The following is an 18426-nucleotide window of genomic DNA, read 5'->3' as shown; positions in this document are numbered from 1 at the left end:
TCCTTAAAATTTTTAATACAGTCCATTATACCATATAATAGCGACTTTTTTCAAGTAATGAATGCGCTTTTCAATAGTGCTAGAGGTACTTGCTCGCTTCCCTGATACTAAGTTCAGCCATTCTTTTCTTATTTTTTTCAATAAAACGTGCTACCCATTCGGGATTGGTTTTAGAGTAGTCTCTTAGAGCCCAGCCGATGGCTTTGTTGATAAAAAATTCTGTCTGGTCCAGATTGTTGAGCAGGATCTTTTCCATCAGTTGGACATTTGTTTTCTCTTTTCTTAACAACTGGTGGTCAATAGCCACACGTCTCAACCAGATATTGTCTGACATGCTCCATTTTAAAAGCACATCTTCAAATTCCGGATGGTTAGCTACCAAACTTCCTACTACTCGATCTAGGATATCTACCGTGTCCCACCAAGACTTGGTCACGACCAGACGCTCAAGCTCAGGCAAATCGTCCTTCGTTAGATAAGACTGCATGGCTTTCAAATAGTTTGCAGCCACATACTGGTATTCTCTAGCATCCTTTTCCCAGCAAGTGTCTACAAAATCCCAATCGATGAGCTTTGTTTTTTTCGCACTTGGAAAGTATTTTTTATAAAGGGCATTTCTTTCAGGAGCTGCAACACCTAAAAAGGAAAATTGATGGCGCATATAGGCTTCCATGGGCCCTGCTTTATGCGGATCTTTTGCCGCTTCTAGCTCCTCAAGTATATCTGCAAAACTCATCTAAAAGTCCTCCTGCCCTACCAAGTGGTGTTGAAAGGCATAGACCGCTGCCTGGGTGCGATCGCTGACCTCAAGCTTGGCTAGGATGTTGGACACGTGGGTCTTGACCGTCTTGAGAGAGATGAAGAGTTCATCTGCGATCCGCTGATTTTCGTAGCCCTTGGCGATTAGCTGAAGTACATCTCGCTCACGCGCAGTCAACTCCTCATGAAGCTCCATATGATTACGGTGGTATTCAACCTTCTTGCTGACCTCTTGTTCAATAGCCAGCTCGCCAGCAGCCACCTTACGGACAGCATGGAGCAATTCATCTGCACTTGAAGTCTTAAGCATATAGCCTTTGGCACCAGCATTCAAGACTGGCATAATTTTTTCATTGTCCAAGTAAGAGGTGACAATTAATATCTTGGCTTCAGGCCATTCTTTGAGGATGGCCAAGGTTGCATCAATCCCATTCATCTCAGGCATGACGATATCCATGACAATGACATCTGGACGCAATTCCAAGGCTAGGGAAATCCCTTGAACACCGTTGGCCGCCTCGCCCACAACTTCTACATCGTCTTGGAGGTCAAAGTAGCTTTTCAAGCCCAATCGGACCATTTCATGGTCATCTACCAGTAAAATTTTCATCTATACTCCTTTATGATTCCTTATCTAACAGGGGAATACGGATATCAACCGCCAGTCCTTGCTTGGGAGCTGTCAAGAGTTGAACCGTTCCTGCCATATCTTCGACTCGCTCCTTGATGTTTCGCAGTCCATAACTCAAGTCATCTAAACTCCCCAACTGGAAACCAATCCCATTATCCACCACCTTCAGCTGCAATTCTGCATCTGTCTGATAGAGGTAGACATCTAGGCAAGATGCCTGGGCATGGCGGAGGGTATTGCTAATCAACTCCTGCAAAATACGGAAGATATGTTCTTCAATCTTCTTGGGCAATTTAGACACATTTTGCTTGAGACTGACCTTGAGATCGCTCTTGTCCTCAAGCTCTTTTAAGAGGATTTGAATCCCCTCAATCAAACTCTTCTCTTCTAACTCAACAGGTCGCAAATGTAGGAGCAAGACCCGCAAATCTTTCTGGGCTGTTTCGAGGATGGCTGCGACACTTTGCAACTGGGTCTGCATCTTTTCTCTATCCAGCTTCAAAGCCTGTTGACTGACACCTGATAAAATCATATGAGCCGCAAACAACTCCTGACTAACCGTATCGTGCAGGTCACGTGCTATCCGCTTCCTTTCTTTCTCGATGATTGCTTCTTCCTTGACCAGGCTTTGATTTTCAGCCTTTTGAACAGCCTCTGTCAAGAGGTTAAGCTTGCCAGACAAGGACTTAAAACTGGCATCCAAGTCTGGATCTGCAAAGGCAACCACCTCTTTTCCTGCTAGGAGTCGCTTGAGATTAACCTGCATTTTTCGGCGAGAGACTTCTTCTATCACGCGCCAAAAAAGGACAAAAAAGAAGGTCATGGAGAGGCTAAATACAAGTACCAAAAAGACTAACTTTTCCATTTTTTCGATATCTTGTAGCAAATAGGACCAATCAAGATTTAAAATATCAAGCAGACTATTGGTTAAAAAGAGGATAAAAAGGAGAGAAGTCAGGCCGATTATCAGATAGGATTGCTTTTTCATCCTCTGACCACCTCCACATCGCCAACCATAGTAGTTAGGAAAATCTTGACGCTCTTGTTACTCTTGAGATAGTCTCTAGTTTCCTGATGATAGTGTTCATTGCGGAGGGATCTCTTAGGCTGATGAAGGAAGGTAAGATCTCCATAGAGGCAGTTGACACTGAGACTGATTTCCACATCTACAGGTACGATAATCCTAGTCGTTCCGATCATCTTTCTAAGGATAATGACATTGTCATGATTAGTTAGAATAACTCTTTCTAAGTGAATGGTGTCCTTGCCCATGAGGCGAAAGAGGTTGATATCGTCAAATTGGCAGGTCTGGTGACTAGAGAAATGATGGAGATTGCCAAACCAAGGATTGTGTTCATTTTTAACCGTTACCACCTCTTCAAAGACCAAGTCCGTCTCCTCTCTTTCTTGATTCATCATCGGATAGAGAAGAAAGAGACTATAGATAACTGCCACAAAGATAGCTAATATCACAAAGGGATTGAGCATGACGATGAAAAAGAAAAGAATGGTTGCCACAAGGAGGAAAACATTATTGCCTTCTTTCCCTGTATAATAGCGGAGCAAGAGCAAAAAGAGGAACAGAATCAGCAGAAAACGCGAAAAATGCTCTGATACCATCAAAATCAGAGCTCCCGTCAACAGACAGGCTTCGATAAATAAAAAGATTTGAAATTTTTTCATAGATGCATCCTCTCCCTTCTATTTTATCACAATTCAGAAAAGTCACCTCGGTCTGAGGATGGAAAAAGGAGATTGGACAGAAATCGCTCCTACAAGCTAGGTTTCATCAACTCACCACAGTTGGCAAAAGGCTACAAAAAAGGGCGGGATTCTTGTCCCGACCTCTCTACATCTGATCTTTTGCTTCTTTTAGTTTACCGTAAAGAATATAGTCTACGTTTTGCAGATCTGCTATGGTGGCACAATTAAGGGCACACATGATCAAACGCAGATCTTCTTTCCAGATTTGGACAATACCAATCACCTCTTCGACGGAATAGGTTTCAATCAACTCTAGAACGGTACGTGACAGTCCTACAGCCTTGGCACCAAAGACCAGGCACTTAATCATATCCAGCGGGTTCCGAACGCCTCCACTGACCAAGAGTTCGACCTTGTCTTTCCAGTCTTGGGCATTGAGAAGGGCTTGCATGGTGGACTGGCCCCATTGATTAAGGTAATCACGCTGGCCACTGCGACGATTTTCGATGTAAGCAAAGCTGGTACCACCACGACCCGACAGGTCAACAGTTCGAACGCCTAGTTCATAGGCTCTTTCGATAGTCTTCACATCCATTCCAAATCCCACTTCCTTTAGGACAATAGGAACTGGGATTTGTTTGCTATAATCTGCTAGATGCGATTGCCAGCTTCGAAACTTTCTTTCTCCCTCGGGCATGAGTAATTCCTGCATGACATTGACATGCACTTGGAGGAGAAGAGGATTCATCGCTTCTACAGTCTGAAGGCCTAACTCAACAGGCTTGTCCAAGCCAATATTGGTGCCAAGGAGGAGATTTGGATGGCTAGTCTTGACAGAAAAAGAGTCATCTGTTGGATCTTTGAGGGCTGCGCTATAAGATCCCGTTACAAATAAAATCCCACAGGCTTCTGCCACCTGAGCCAGCTTTTGATTGATTTCTCTCCCCTTATCACTTCCACCTGTCATGGCATTGATATAAAAAGGAAAGTCCCACTTTCGACCTGCAAACTCTGTAGACAAATCAATCTCATCCAGGTCATAAAGAGGCAGGGAAGAATGAATTAACTCCACCTCATCAAAGCTATTATAGGAACTTTTCTGCTCAAGGGCATAGCGGATATGCTCGTCCTTACGATTTGTCGTCATGTCCTATCCTTTCTTGGTATAAGAGCTCAATCCCCAGATCGGCCCAACGGTTTTTTAAGATTTCAGTTGATTGCTCATTAAAACTCAAGGCAATCCCACAGTCACCACCACCAGCACCGCTGCTCTTGGCAACAGCCTGCAAATCTTGGCTGGCTTCTTTCAACTGTCTCAGCGAAGGCGTGTAAATATCTGCGCTCAAGCCTTCTAAAAGCTGACTGGCTGTTTCCACCTGCTCGATAATTTTTTCTGCATTCCCCTGCTCCAAGGCTTCTACCAAAGCAGACACCGTTGCTTTTGAGGAAGTTAAAAAATTCGGATTGATATTTTGTTTGATTTGTTGGACCATGTCACTAGACACAGCTACTTCCTTGGTCCATCCAACTAGGAAATCACATTCTATGGCTGGTTTTACTTGTGAAATAGAAAAGCCCCAGTCACTCTCCAAAACAGCAACAAAGTTTTCTTCTTCCAACCAAGCAGCTATCTTCTGGCGATCAAAAGATTGGTAGAGAACCAAATCTTCTGCCACAATACAGGCAAGGTCTCCCATGGAACCATTGTCACCTCGCTTGAGCAAGACCGCACTGGCCAGCTTGAACAAGAGATCCTGATCAATCGAAAGATTATACAGAGCCAGCAGAGCCTTGACAACCAAGACAACGACACTACCACTAGAGCCTAGACCAAACTTTTTCCCTTCTCGTTCCATTTTTCCACGGATTTCCAAGGAAAAAGGTCGCAAGGTTTGCCCACGATTAACGAGGAAATCTTCCACTAGAGAAATCGTTTCTTGAATCAAACTGTAGGCAGGATTTGGCGTCAAGTCCACTGCGAAATCAAACATATCAGAATAGATACAGTAGCTATCAGAAAAGGCAATCTCAGCCTTCATATAGATAGGTATCGCCTTTATCAAGGCCAACTGTCCTGGCTCTAAAATAGCATACTCACCCGCCCAATAGAGTTTTCCGCAAGTTTTAACAGCAATCATCTTGGCTCAAATCCTTTGTTTTTGACACAATCAAGCGATAACGTTGACCTAAGATTTCTGATAAATGCTCCAAGTCTTTCTCCTGACAGAGGACCTTGACATTGGGACCCGCATCCATGGTAAAGTAGCAGGCTTCCCCTTGCTCACGAAGTTGGCGGACAAAGTCCATGGCTTCATAGGAAGCATCCGTTAGATAAGAAAAGGCTGGACTAGCAGTCTTGGTCGTAGCGTGCATAGCAAGGGCATTTTCCTCCGTTAATTCCCCAACTTTGGTAAAGTCATTTTCCTTGAGATAAAGCAGCATATCCTGATAGTCCTTTTCAGACTGACGCACCCAGTCATCAAAAGTCGTCGAAGTTTCCACACAAAGTTTCATCCCATCACGGCTAGAGATTGGTTTTTTCTTGTCCTCTAGCACCAACATGATCATAGCTAGTTTCAAGTCTGTCTCTACAGGGTAAATCTCTCCACTATCCTTATCCCAGGCACCGAGTGGCCCATAAAAACTACGAGAGGAAGAACCAGAAGCAAACTTAGCCTCCTGTGCCAACTGACTCCGATTCAAACCAAGCTGGAAATAAGCATTGCAAGCCTTGACCAAGGCGGACAAACCACTAGAACTGGATGACAAGCCAGCCGCAGTCGGCATGTTGTTTTGGGTATCGATACGGACAAATCCCTCACCTTCTGGACGGTAACGGTTGATGATTTTGCTCATCTTGGCATGCTCAGCCTCACTCTGAAGCTGACCATTGATATAAAAGGCATCAGCAGTCGCATCCGTCGGTAGAGGCGACAAAGTCGTCTCTGTGTACATATTTTCCAAAGTAAGAGAGATACTGCTAGTAGCAGGAACCATCTCTTTTTCTTTTTTCTTTCCCCAATATTTGATAATGGCAATATTTGCGTAGGAACGTACTGTTACAGGCTTTCGATCCATGTCTGAACAGCTCCTTTCTCTTCTAATCGTTTTGCTAGTTCTTGCGCTTGGTCCAGATTGGCTGCCAAGGCTATGATACAGCCTCCTAGCCCACCACCGCTCATCTTGGCACCCAGAGCACCATGGCTCAGAGCCGCTTCAACGAGGGAGTCTGCCTCAGGGCTGCTGACACCAATTTCTTTTAAATGTAAATGCGCTTGACTGAGGATTTGCCCTAGTCCTTCAGCATCTTTTCGTCTAATCGCATCTTCTGCCTGCTGGGTCAATTCTCCCAAGACATGCAAAAACGGTAGGGCGTCCTTGCCCTTGCTTTGAACCACTTGGATGGCTTCACGAGTGTGACCATACACGCCCGTATCAGCAATCACCAAATAGGCAGATAGGTTCATCTCAAGTTCTGTAAAACCAACATTCTTGATAAAGCGAATGGGCTGGTCACTGAGACAGGTCTTAGCATCCAAACCGCTTGGATTCATATGGGCAATCATCTCAGCCCGATTGACCAGGATTTCCAGTACATGATGAGGCAGGTCGGCTTGATAGTAGTCAAAAACCGCACGAATGGCTGCTATGCTGATAGCAGCTGACGAACCCATTCCCCGTTTTTCAGGGATAGCCGAGTCAATCACACATCGAATGCAAGCTTCTTTGATATCCAAATACTCCAGCGAGGCATATACCGCCATGGACAAGGTATCCTCCTCATAAAGACGCCACGGACTTTCAGCAGGGACCACCTTACAAGTCACCTCCACCTCTAAAAGAGGTAAGGAAATCGCAGGATAGCCGTATACGACCGCATGCTCTCCTATTAAAATAATCTTACTATGTGCCTGACCGACACCAACTTTTTTTGTCATGTTTTCCTTTAACCAGACGGAAAGACCGTCTCATTTCATACAGTAGTATTTTCTCCTATCTATTTTATTATATTTTCACAAAAAAAGCGATTGTTTCCTTCACAATCGCCTCTTTCATTATTGGACCCATTCGCCATTATAGTTGACAGAATAGCCTTCTACGGTCGTATTCACTGCTAAAGCACCTGAACTATATGCGTAGTACCATTTACCATTAACCTGGAACCAGCCTGTCTTCATATCGCCATTACTTGTTTGTAGATAATACCAAGTCGAACCTTCCTGATACCAGCCAGTCGCCATAGCTCCTGATGAACGGAGGTAGTACCACTTGTTCTCAAGGTATTGCCAGCCCGTTTTCATATCACCATTTTGAGCATCTAAATAATACCAAGTGGAGCCTTCCTGATACCAGCCAGTCGCCATAGATCCTGATGAACGGAGATAGTACCACTTATTGCCAAGTTGTTGCCACCCAGTTTGCATGATGCCAGTTGTTGGATCTAAGTAGTACCATGGAGCAGGTTTGCTTCTATCAATGCCAAAAGTAACATGGAAATCTTGAGTCCAACCCTTAGCAACTTCACCAATTGGTAGTGGATTGTAAGAATCATCGCCAGAAATTCCTAGCTTATTTAAATAATACCAATTGCCGTCTTCATAAGTCCAGCCTGTCTTTACAGCATAATTATTATCAAAATAATAAGTTCTCTTTTCAGCAGATGGAGTATATTGTTCACCGTATACTTTTCCTGTATTTTCAGACGTTTTTGCCTCTAGTACTTGTTTATCTGTTTGTTCTAGCAAAGCACCATCTTGTCCAAAATAGTACCACTTCTGTTGAAGGCCAATTTCTAAGACTGGACGATTATTAAATAAATTATCACGATAACCTGTTCCATGAATTTCTACGTATTGCCAACCGACAACCATCTCTCCTCTATCACCAAAATAGTAAGTTTTACCGTCTATTTTATGCCAATAGATTGCTTTATGATCATCTTTTACATAATATTTTCTATTATCCTTATCAACAAATTGGCCACCTGTGGTATCCGCAAATATAGTATTTGTAGCTAGCAAACCAAAGAAAAATGTTGCTAGTGCGACTTGCATCATTTTTTTCAAAAGCTTCATTTGTATCTCCTCCAAGATTAAATCCACTCACCAGATGAAGCAAAGTTATAAACTTTACCATCGATAGTTTGGCTACCTGTAACCATTGCTCCATTTGAATTGAGATAATACCAGTTTCCATTTACTTTGGTCCAACCTGTCTTCATATCTCCATTACTTGCATTTAGGTAGTACCAAGTTGAACCGTCTTTCACCCAACCAGTTGCCATAGCTCCTGATGAACGGAGATAGTACCACTTGTTACCAAGATATTGCCAGCCTGTTTTCATATCGCCATTTTCAGCATCTAAATAGTACCAAGTTGAGCCTTCCTGATACCAGCCAGTTGTCATAGCTCCTGATGAACGGAGGTAGTACCACTTATTGCCAATTTGCTTCCAACCAGTTTGCATTGCAGCGGTTGTTGGATCTAGATAGTACCAAGTCGAATCATCGTTTATCCAACCTGAACGTCTTTCACCACCAATATAGTTTTCTCCATTAATTTCCGTTTTAGCTAGATAATACCAATTAGACTGATCATAAAGCCAACCTGTCTCTAAAGAATGATTTTGATTAAAGTAATAGTTCGTGTAAAAACTCTTCTCTTCTTTATCTTCCGGATTTGTACGTTTTTCCCCATACTTTCTTCCAACACTGTCTTTAGTTTTAACCTCTAATGCTTTCCAACCAACAAACTCTTGTAGCACTCCATTTTTATCGAAATAGTACCACTCTGACTTTGGAAAACCTTCTAATCTGATACCATTTGGGTAAGGACCAATTGTACTACCTTTAGATGGAAACGGAATATATTGCCAGCCGACAACCATCTCTCCAGATAAAGGATCAAAATAATAGTACTTCCCATCAATCACCCGCCAGTAGGTTTCTTTTAGTTCCCCCTTCTTGTAGTAGGTTCTACCATTTTCTTGGACAAATTGCCAGCCTTCTGAATCAGAATCATCCGCCAATACGGTATTTGTCGCTAGCAAAGCAAAGAAAAAGACTGCTAGAGCAACTTGCAACATTTTTTTCAAAAATTTCATTAGATCTTTCCTCCATAATTGATTGTAGCAAAGACCTGACTGTATGTCAATATATAGAAACTTCTCAAAAAAAGCAGTTACACAACTGCAACTGCTTTTCTATTCTTGCATGGTGTAACCGACACCACGCACGGTTTTAATGTAGCTTTTTTGACCTTTTACATCAAGCTTGCTACGTAGATAACGGATATAAACATCCACGATATTGGTTTCTGTCGCACTTTCGTACTTCCAAACACTTTCCAATAACTGCTCACGAGTCAAGACTTTCTTGCTTCCCATGAGAGTAGCCAAGAGGTCATACTCACGGCGCGTCAGAACAATCATCTCCTCGCCACGATAAACGGTATGATGTTCTACATCCATACGTAGGTTGCGGTAAGACGTTGGAACCTTCATCTGACTACAGTGTTGGTCAATGAAGTCCCGACCTCGGAAAATCGCTGAAATACGGGCTACCAGATTATCAATAATCACTGGCTTATAGATGTAAGAAACGGCGAAGCGCTGGATTGTCTCAATCTGGTCTTGCAATTCCTCGCGATGGTCCAAGACCATAATCACTGAGGCTGGTTTTGTCCGACTCAGCTTGTCTGCAAAATCCTGGGCCGTCATATCCCCCAGATGAGCATTCAGTAAAATCAAGTCATAGTCCGTCTGGAGAGCCATGGAGAGGGCTTTTTGCCCCTCCTCGACCAGATCAACACGGTATTGCTCTTTTTGGAGTTCCAGACTGAGAAAATGAGCGAGATTTCGTTCTTTCTCAAGTAATAAAATCCGTTTCCCCATGGCAGACCTACTTATTTTTCGTCATACCAAGAGTAGTGGAATGTGCCTTCTTTGTCTTTACGTTGGTAAGTGTGGGCACCAAAGTAGTCACGTTGCGCTTGGATCAAGTTAGCAGGAAGGTCTGCTGAACGGTAGCTATCAAAGTAAGTAATGGCTGCTGAGAAGGTTGGTACTGGTACACCAGCTTGAACAGCAAGAGCTACGATATCACGCACTGCTTGTTGGTACTTAGCAGTAACATCCAAGAAGTACTCATCCAAGAGAAGGTTGGCAAGGTCTGCATCACGGTTGTAAGCATCTGTGATCTTTTGCAAGAAACGTGAACGGATGATACAGCCATCGCGCCAGATAGATGCGATGTCCGCAAATGGCAAGTTCCAGTTATTTTCTTTAGAAGCTACACGCAATTGGGCAAAACCTTGTGCGTATGAGATAATTTTTGAGAAGTAAAGGGCTTGACGGATCTTTTCAATCAACTCAGCCTTGTCTCCTTCAAACTTGAAGGCAGCTGGTTTTGGAAGCACCTTGCTAGCATGTACACGCTCTTCTTTGTATGTAGAGATGTAGCGAGCAAATACTGACTCCGTAATCAGTGACAATGGCACACCAAGGTCAAGAGCTGATTGGCTAGTCCATTTACCAGTTCCCTTATTACCTGCGGCATCAAGGATGTAGTCTACGATTGGTCCATCTTGACCTTCATCGTCTTTGCGTCCAAGAATATCAGCTGTGATTTCAATCAAGTAGCTATCCAATTCACCCTTGTTCCACTCAGTAAAGATTTCAGCCATATCTTCTGCAGAAAGACCGAGCAAGTGTTGCATGAGGTCATAGCTTTCTGCGATCAATTGCATGTCACCATACTCGATACCGTTGTGGACCATTTTCACATAGTGACCAGCTCCATCAGGACCGATGTAAGTCACACATGGTTTGCCATCTTCTGGTGCTTTAGCTGAGATTTCTTCGAGAACATCCGCAACCAATTCGTAGGCTTCTTTTTGTCCACCTGGCATGATAGAAGGCCCTTCAAGGGCACCTTTTTCACCACCAGAAACCCCAGTACCGATAAAGTTGATACCTGAGTTAGCCAACTCTTCGTTACGACGGATGGTATCTTTGTAGAAAGTGTTTCCTCCGTCAATCAAGATATCACCCTTGTCAAGGTGGGGAAGAAGGGCTTGGATAGTTGCGTCTGTACCAGGTCCAGCTTGAACCATGAGCATGATACGACGAGGTTTTTCGATTGAGTTTACAAAGCTTTCCACGTCATAGCTTGGCACAAAGTTCTTTTCAGGATGGCAAGCAATTACGTCTTCTGTTTTTTCTTTACTACGGTTGTAAATGGCAACTGTATAACCACGAGATTCGATATTTAGGGCAAGGTTACGACCCATTACGGCCATACCAACGACACCAAAGTTAGCTTTTGTCATGTGACACTCCTCTTGTTTAATATGTTTTATTTTATCATTTTTACCTATGAAAGGAAAGAATTTTGTAACGGAGTCCTAGTAGTCCAAGTCATCTGCATGACCAGAACCATTCCCTACAAAGTAACCCGTCTTACAGTTGAGGGTGAAGAGATAGGTTCCATCTGGTTTATAGAGGTTGTAATAACCATTTCCGTTTACAATATTGACACGTTCTAGGATATATTGATTTCCAGTGATATAGCCACGAGCACGTGATGTTGCTAGGACTTGTTCCAATACACCATCCGCAAAGGTCCAAGCAGGGTTGTTGCTATCGTCTACAGCTGATTGGTTGTAAGGTACACGACTAGCACTTCTTTGAAGATTAACCCCATCGCCAGACAAACCACCATTCGTGTCTCTAGCTGGTGCCGTGGTGCTTGTTGAAGGGGTCGTACTGCTTGCATTGCTTTCTGTAGCTGAACTTGAGCTTGCTTGACTCGTGCTAGAGCTTGAACTTGAGTTGGAAGCACTGGTTTGTTGGCTCTTTCCAAGACTAATGGCCTTATCCAAGAGTTTGTCTAATTCTGTGTTCCCTGTCTTGATTTCTGTAAATTTAGCATCCGCTTTGGCTTTCGCATTGGTATCCAAGACACCGTCCGTAATAGCTGGACTTTCAAAGAGGGCATTAACATCTTGAATGGCCTTGATTTGAGTTGCTAGGCTATCATATCTTGACTTAGCTAGTGTATAATCACGGCTACCTTCTAACTTATCTAGCAAGGTTTTCAATTGGCTCAATTTATCAAACTGGCTGTTTTTCAGAGCTGTCTTATTAGCATCTGTATAGAAAGTATCATAGAGATCATTGAAGTCTTTCAAAGCTGTTTGTGTTCCTTGATCATCCGAAGAGGCTGCTTGAGAAGACTGGATTTCTTGGTTTGAACGAGACACTTGTCGGTAGACATAATATGTTCCAGCAAGCACAAGGATTGCAGCTACTACAGAAGCAATGATGATGACACCTTTCTTCTTAGAGCCTGTTTCAGGTTCTGTTTGAGCCGAACGTGATAGAGGTGTATAAATCTCCTCTTCTTGTTCCTCATTTATTTCCTTGGGCTCTGTTTCTGTTAAAACGAGAGGCTCTATTTCAGCACTTTCTTCATCTTGAAGTGGTGTAACAAACTGAGTAGTCTCTTCATTTTCTATCTCTTCAATAGATTCCTCGGAAACCAGGTCTGAATCGTCTACCTGATCAGAAGATTCACTTGATTCACGAACTTCTTGGATCATTTCCTCTAGGTTTTGAGTAGAAGCCAGTTCTTCTTTTTTAAACTGACGAGTTTCAAACTTGTCAGCTTCGATTTCCTCACGGTGCTGTTTGATGTATTTGTCTAAGATATTGTCCTCAGGCAATACTCCAGCCTCCACCTCTTCATTCTTACGAATGACTTGACCAACAGTCAAATCTTTTGCTTCATCAAAGTCAAATTTGGGTTCTTGATGTCCTTTTTTATGACGATCACGTCTTTTCTTACTCATGAGTTCACCTTTCTATTTTACCTCTTGGCGTTTGACACGCTGACCAAAGTATTGATACAAATCCACTTTTAAGGTCCCGTTATAGAGTTTTCGTTTTTTATCCGCTGGACTTCCGTACTTACTTTCAAAAGCTTCGTCACTCGTCAGGATAAACTTACTCCAGGTTTTCAGCGGTGCAAAGACCTGTCCCATCTCAGCATAAAGTTTCGTAACTCCTGCATCATCGGACAAGCGCTCCCCATATGGTGGATTGGAAATGATAACGCCATTGATCTTGTCAGTGCGCAAGTCCTGTACCCGCATTTGCTTAAAGGTGATATCACCTGCGACACCTGCTGCTTGGGCATTTGCCTTGGCAATTTCTACCATACGAGCATCAATATCACAACCCATAATGTCCAGCTCAAGTTCACGATCAATTTTCTTAGCCGCCTCTGTGCGAACTTCCTGGATTGACCGATCGCTGACCCAGTTCCATTCCTCAAAAGCAAAGGAACGGCGAAGGCCAGGAGCCATCTTTCTGGCAATCATAGCCGCCTCGATACAGAAAGTTCCTGAACCACAAGTCGGATCAATCAAGGGCTTGTCTGGATACCAGTTAGAGAGTTGTAAAATGGCCGCTGCCATATTTTCTTTGATCGGCGCCCCACCCTTTTCCGTACGATAACCACGTTTAAAAAGGCTAGAACCTGTCGTGTCAATCATGACCGTTGCCACATCTTTCAGGATAGATACCTCAATCTTAAACTCGGGACCAGTTTCCATCAAGGGAACTCCTTCTGGACGGGCATAGTGTTTTTGTAATTTCTTCACAACAGCCTTCTTAGAAATAGCCTGAACACTGGGTTCGTTGTGGAGTTTAGACTTCACACATTTTGCCTTTGATATCGGGAAACGTGCTCCTAACGGGAGATAGTTTTCCCAATCTAGAGCAAAAACACCTTGAAAAAGCTCTTCAAAAGTCTTAGCTGGAAAACTTCCGACCACAATCTTGATGCGATCCGCTGCACGAAGCCAAAGATTGGTCTCAATGATTGCCTTCACATCTCCTTGGAAGCGGACACGCCCATTTTCAACCTGGCAATCATAACCAAGGTCTCGCACCTCACGTCCAACGACAGACTCAAGACCCGCCGCAGCAGTTGCGATTAAATTAAATTGTTCTTTCATTTCTAGTCTTGCAAGACCTTTCTCTTGTTCACTTTAAAAAATGAGGTTGAGAAAGATTTCTCAGCCCCAACCTATATGCAATTTTCTATAAGCCATGTTTTGTTCCAGAAGTGACTAGGACCACTTCCTTCGATAATCATCTGTCTACCGCTAACAGCATAAATCTGCTAGCAGTCAGAGTACTACGTTCGTTTCCGTGCACTCCATGCCCCGACCAAAATTTGGGTTGCTAGCTTGAGGGGTTTACCGCGTTCCACTCTCTCTGTTTCCAGAAAGACTCCGTCACTGTGGCACTTTCAAGCCTATTCTGACCTATCCGAAGACTTAGCCATTTCGACTGCCGTAACGATTTCTCGTCCCTAGGCTTATGGATTCGCCTAGCACAAACACTACAGGCATCACAGCCTGTGCTAGCATGGACTTTCCTCATGAAAAGAGAACCTCTTCACGCGATTATCCAAAAATTGCACTCATTCCTTAGTCAATTATAAATCTTGGTTGTCTAAGATTTGCTTACCAAATACTTCTTTTTCGAGACGATTTAAGCGTTTCAAAATATCAAAGTTTGTCATTGAAGTAGAAGCTGTTACTTCAATAGAGTCTGGTTGAGTTGGCGCTACCTGAGGTTTATGAGATAATTCTTCCTTCAAATCAGCAATCTCTTGACGAAGGGATTTGACCAAAGCTGCGTAGGTTTCATAATCCTTAATCACATCATCTAGGAATTCATCTACCTCTGCTTTGCTGTATCCACGTACTTCACGTCCAAATTCTTGTTCAAAAATATCTTTCGCTGAAAATATAATACTTGCCATGTCTCTCTCCATTCTGGGTTACTAGTATTATTATATAAAAAAAGACAAGTAAAAATCAAGGTCAAAGGCTTACTTTTCAGAAAAATTTTCTACTATTTCATTCAAGTCCTCAAATGTTAATCTTCTTGTAACATAGTCCGCTTGATTTTTCATCATTTGGTAAAAATATCGTAACTTGGTTTCGTTTTCTTCGTCGTAAAAAAGGTAACAAGTATCTGTATTTTCCAGCAGAAATTTCTGATAATCGCGTAATTGTCCCTTGTTCTCATATTGTGGATAGGCGTATTTGACAAAATCAACCTGCTTGAACTCACTCAATTTCGCTTGATTTGCTTCATTCCAATTACTGCCATGGGTTTCAAAATCAAAAATGGTCGCCAACTGAAATCCATAGTCTGCTTTCATGTCTTTTGCCACCTGAAGCGCCCAGTACTCAAAGCCCAAAGTCCCTGTAAAGACAAGCCAAGTCACCCCATCCTCTGCTAGACGTTCCAAGTCTCTCCGAATAGCTGTTTTGATAATATCAACGCGAACATCCTTGTCATTAAAGAGACCAAGGTCGAAGGCTGAATAGCCTAAAATCAAGGCTGATGTCATTTTTAACCCTTTCTTTGTAAATTTATGATATAATAGAGTGATGTTATTGTACCAATAAGGAGAATTATGGTCAACTATCCACATAAAATTTCATCTCAAAAGAGACAAGCACCCCTGTCACAAACTAAGAATTTCGCAAATCGGGGAATGTCTTTTGAAAAGATGATCAATGCTACGAACGACTACTATTTGTCGCATGGGTTAGCTGTTATTCACAAGAAACCGACTCCCATCCAAATCGTACGTGTCGACTATCCCCAACGAAGTCGAGCCAAGATCGTTGAAGCCTACTTTAGACAAGCCTCAACTACTGACTATTCAGGGGTTTATGATGGATACTACATCGACTTTGAAGCAAAGGAAACCAGGCAAAAACATGCGATACCGATGAAGAATTTTCATCTCCATCAAATCCAGCATATGGAACAAGTCCTTGCCCAGCAAGGAATCTGCTTTGTACTCCTTCACTTTTCTTCTCAGCAAGAAACCTACTTATTGCCGGCTATTGACCTCATCCGTTTCTATCATCAAGATAAGGGACAGAAGTCAATGCCACTTGGATATATTCGAGAAAATGGATATAGGATTGAGCCTGGGGCCTTTCCTCAAATTCCCTACCTCGACATTATCAAAGAACATTTACTAGGTGGTAAAACAAGATGAACAAACAAACTTTTCTGCGAATAGCTAAGTATGTCAGTATCAGTCTCTTAACTGTATTTATCGCAGCTGTAATGCTTGGTGGAGGTCTCTTCCTCTACTATGTTAGCAAGGCTCCAGAACTCTCTGAAAGTAAACTAGTCGCTACAACGTCAAGTAAGATCTATGATAGCAATGACGAGCTTATCGCTGATCTTGGTTCGGAACGTCGGGTCAATGCCCAAGCAAACGAAATACCGACCGATTTGGTCAACGCTATTGTTTCGATTGAGGACCATCGCTTCTTTAATCACCGAGGAATTGACACGATCCGTATCCTAGGTGCTACCCTCCGAAACCTTCGTGGTGGCGGAGGTCTGCAAGGAGCTTCCACCTTGACACAGCAGTTGATTAAGTTAACTTATTTCTCTACGTCAACTTCTGATCAAACCCTTTCTCGTAAGGCTCAGGAAGCTTGGTTAGCCGTTCAGCTAGAACAAAAAGCAACTAAACAAGAGATCTTGACCTACTACATCAACAAGGTTTACATGTCAAACGGTAACTACGGAATGCAGACAGCTGCCCAAAGTTACTATGGCAAGGATCTCAAAGATCTAAGTATCCCTCAATTGGCTCTCCTTGCTGGTATGCCTCAAGCTCCAAACCAGTATGACCCTTACTCGCATCCAGAAGCTGCTCAAGAACGTCGTAATCTCGTCCTCTCTGAGATGAAGGGGCAAGGTTACATTTCAGCTGAGCAATATGAAAAAGCGATTAATACTCCGATTACAGATGGACTTCAAAGTCTAAAATCGGCTAATAGTTATCCTCCATACATGGACAACTATCTTAAAGAGGTAATCGATCAAGTCGAACAAGAAACAGGCTACAACCTCTTAACAACTGGTATGGACGTCTACACCAACGTTGATCCTAAAGTTCAACAACATCTCTGGGATATCTACAATACCGACGAGTATGTCAACTATCCTGATGATGAAATGCAAGTAGCTTCAACGATTGTGGACGTAACAAACGGGAAAGTCATTGCTCAGTTAGGTTCTCGTCACCAATCAAGCAATGTTTCTTTTGGAATCAATCAAGCTGTTGAAACCAACCGAGACTGGGGATCAACGATGAAGCCAATCACAGATTATGCACCTGCTTTGGAGTACGATATCTATGATTCAACTGCTTCAATTGTTCACGATGTTCCTTACAATTATCCTGGAACAGACACTCCCGTCTACAACTGGGATAGAAGTTACTTTGGAAATATTACCATCCAATATGCGCTCCAACAATCACGAAACGTTACAGCCGTAGAAACCTTGAATAAAGTTGGTTTAGACAGAGCCAAAACCTTCCTAAATGGACTTGGTATTGACTATCCAGATATGCACTATGCAAATGCCATTTCAAGTAATACAACTGAATCTAATAAAAAGTATGGAGCAAGTAGTGAAAAGATGGCTGCTGCTTACGCAGCTTTTGCTAACGGTGGTATCTACCGCAAGCCGATGTATATCAACAAAATTGTCTTCAGTGATGGCAGTTCAAAAGAATTCTCTGATCCTGGTACTCGTGCCATGAAAGAGACAACAGCCTATATGATGACGGATATGATGAAAACTGTCCTGGCATATGGAACTGGTCGAGGAGCCTACCTCCCATGGTTGCCACAAGCTGGTAAAACTGGTACATCAAACTACACAGATGATGAGATTGAAAACTACATCAAGAACACCGGTTATGTAGCTCCTGACGAAATGTTCGTTGGATACACTCGTAAATATTCAATGGCCGTTTGGACTGGTTACTCAAACCGCCTGACTCCTATTGTTGGTGATGGCTTCTATGTTGCTGCTAAGGTTTACCGTTCGATGATGACTTATCTATCTGAAGATGATCATCCTGGCGACTGGACTATGCCAGAAGGACTCTACAGAGGTGGAGAATTCGTCTTTAAAAAAGGTGCACGTCCTGCTTGGACTGCTCCTGCTCCTCAGCAAAGTCCAACACCTGAAAGCTCTAGCTCAACTTCAGAGAGTTCTAGTACACAAGCAAGTACAACAACTCCAAATTCAGGTACAAGCGAGAACAATACGCAACAACCAAATACCACTCCTGGTCAACAAAACCAAAACCAGAACCCGCAACCAGCACAACCTTAAAATATGATCCACCCAAAATTGGGTGGATTTTTTCATACCATACAAACTTTCTTTTTTATTAAATTCGAAAAACCTGAGAAGAAATCTT

18 protein-coding genes and 1 other RNA gene are annotated in these 18426 nt (G+C 42.8%); 2 read left to right on the top strand and 17 right to left on the bottom strand.

The window, feature by feature from the left end:
• Positions 1–79: 79 nt before the first annotated feature.
• From B7721_RS04110 to B7721_RS04030, 17 genes are all read right to left on the bottom strand, one after another.
• Positions 80–736 carry a DNA alkylation repair protein gene (locus tag B7721_RS04110; RefSeq protein ID WP_084877662.1) on the bottom strand — a complete coding sequence of 219 codons (657 nt, stop codon included), beginning with the start codon at positions 734–736 and terminating at the stop codon, positions 80–82.
• Positions 737–1369 carry a response regulator transcription factor gene (locus B7721_RS04105; RefSeq protein ID WP_084877661.1) on the bottom strand — a complete coding sequence of 211 codons (633 nt, stop codon included), beginning with the start codon at positions 1367–1369 and terminating at the stop codon, positions 737–739. It abuts the gene before it with no gap.
• A 10-nt stretch (positions 1370–1379) separates the two neighbouring features.
• Positions 1380–2378: an envelope stress sensor histidine kinase LiaS gene (locus B7721_RS04100; protein WP_084877659.1), complete on the bottom strand. Its 999-nt coding sequence runs from the start codon at positions 2376–2378 to the stop codon at positions 1380–1382.
• Positions 2375–3073, bottom strand: coding sequence for a cell wall-active antibiotics response protein LiaF (gene liaF / locus B7721_RS04095; protein ID WP_084877657.1), 699 nt, complete (start codon positions 3071–3073; stop codon positions 2375–2377). The genes B7721_RS04100 and liaF overlap by 4 nt, the downstream gene beginning before the upstream one ends.
• A gap of 166 nt (positions 3074–3239) precedes the next feature.
• Positions 3240–4241, bottom strand: a complete 1002-nt coding sequence (gene fni / locus B7721_RS04090) for a type 2 isopentenyl-diphosphate Delta-isomerase (RefSeq protein ID WP_084877655.1) — start codon at positions 4239–4241, stop codon at positions 3240–3242.
• Positions 4225–5232: a phosphomevalonate kinase gene (locus tag B7721_RS04085; RefSeq protein WP_084877653.1), complete on the bottom strand. Its 1008-nt coding sequence runs from the start codon at positions 5230–5232 to the stop codon at positions 4225–4227. Before B7721_RS04085 ends, fni begins: the two co-directional genes overlap by 17 nt.
• Positions 5219–6172 carry a diphosphomevalonate decarboxylase gene (mvaD, locus tag B7721_RS04080; protein WP_084877651.1) on the bottom strand — a complete coding sequence of 318 codons (954 nt, stop codon included), beginning with the start codon at positions 6170–6172 and terminating at the stop codon, positions 5219–5221. Before mvaD ends, B7721_RS04085 begins: the two co-directional genes overlap by 14 nt.
• Entirely contained in the window at positions 6154–7032 is an 879-nt protein-coding gene (mvk, locus tag B7721_RS04075) for a mevalonate kinase (protein WP_084877650.1), read from the bottom strand. Before mvk ends, mvaD begins: the two co-directional genes overlap by 19 nt.
• A 117-nt stretch (positions 7033–7149) precedes the next feature.
• On the bottom strand, positions 7150–8169 hold the full coding sequence (gene cbpC / locus B7721_RS04070) for a choline-binding protein CbpC (RefSeq protein WP_084877648.1): 1020 nt from the start codon (positions 8167–8169) through the stop codon (positions 7150–7152).
• A gap of 17 nt (positions 8170–8186) precedes the next feature.
• On the bottom strand, positions 8187–9197 hold the full coding sequence (cbpJ, locus tag B7721_RS04065) for a choline-binding protein CbpJ (protein WP_084877646.1): 1011 nt from the start codon (positions 9195–9197) through the stop codon (positions 8187–8189).
• A 99-nt stretch (positions 9198–9296) separates the two neighbouring features.
• Positions 9297–9986 carry a response regulator transcription factor gene (locus B7721_RS04060; RefSeq protein WP_084877645.1) on the bottom strand — a complete coding sequence of 230 codons (690 nt, stop codon included), beginning with the start codon at positions 9984–9986 and terminating at the stop codon, positions 9297–9299.
• Between the two features lie 11 nt (positions 9987–9997).
• Complete coding sequence (gene gndA, locus B7721_RS04055; RefSeq protein WP_070567259.1) at positions 9998–11422, bottom strand: NADP-dependent phosphogluconate dehydrogenase; 1425 nt, start codon at positions 11420–11422, stop codon at positions 9998–10000.
• 75 nt (positions 11423–11497) lie between these two features.
• Positions 11498–12943: a cell division site-positioning protein MapZ gene (mapZ, locus tag B7721_RS04050; RefSeq protein ID WP_084877643.1), complete on the bottom strand. Its 1446-nt coding sequence runs from the start codon at positions 12941–12943 to the stop codon at positions 11498–11500.
• Between the two features lie 12 nt (positions 12944–12955).
• The gene (locus tag B7721_RS04045) at positions 12956–14113 is read right to left on the bottom strand and encodes a THUMP domain-containing class I SAM-dependent RNA methyltransferase (RefSeq protein ID WP_084877641.1); all 1158 of its coding nucleotides are present in this window, start codon (positions 14111–14113) and stop codon (positions 12956–12958) included.
• Positions 14114–14196: 83 nt separating this feature from the next.
• Positions 14197–14578, bottom strand: an RNA gene (gene rnpB, locus B7721_RS04040) — RNase P RNA component class B.
• A 20-nt stretch (positions 14579–14598) separates the two neighbouring features.
• Positions 14599–14928: a cell division regulator GpsB gene (gpsB, locus tag B7721_RS04035; RefSeq protein WP_000146523.1), complete on the bottom strand. Its 330-nt coding sequence runs from the start codon at positions 14926–14928 to the stop codon at positions 14599–14601.
• 69 nt (positions 14929–14997) lie between these two features.
• Positions 14998–15525 carry a DUF1273 domain-containing protein gene (locus B7721_RS04030; RefSeq protein ID WP_084877639.1) on the bottom strand — a complete coding sequence of 176 codons (528 nt, stop codon included), beginning with the start codon at positions 15523–15525 and terminating at the stop codon, positions 14998–15000.
• Between the two features lie 66 nt (positions 15526–15591).
• Here B7721_RS04030 and recU point away from each other — a divergent pair, with 66 nt between their 5' ends.
• Together recU and pbp1a are read left to right on the top strand one after the other, a co-directional pair.
• Positions 15592–16188 carry a Holliday junction resolvase RecU gene (gene recU / locus B7721_RS04025; RefSeq protein ID WP_000248756.1) on the top strand — a complete coding sequence of 199 codons (597 nt, stop codon included), beginning with the start codon at positions 15592–15594 and terminating at the stop codon, positions 16186–16188.
• The gene (pbp1a, locus tag B7721_RS04020) at positions 16185–18338 is read left to right on the top strand and encodes a penicillin-binding protein PBP1A (protein ID WP_084877637.1); all 2154 of its coding nucleotides are present in this window, start codon (positions 16185–16187) and stop codon (positions 18336–18338) included. Before recU ends, pbp1a begins: the two co-directional genes overlap by 4 nt.
• Positions 18339–18426: the final 88 nt, after the last annotated feature.

Origin of the sequence: Streptococcus oralis subsp. oralis, assembly GCF_002096445.1 — a bacterium.
In the GTDB taxonomy this organism is placed as follows: Bacteria; Bacillota; Bacilli; order Lactobacillales; family Streptococcaceae; genus Streptococcus; species Streptococcus oralis_N.
The sequence above is the reverse complement of the archived record's forward strand: the minus strand, read 5'-3'. Positions and strand labels throughout refer to the sequence as shown.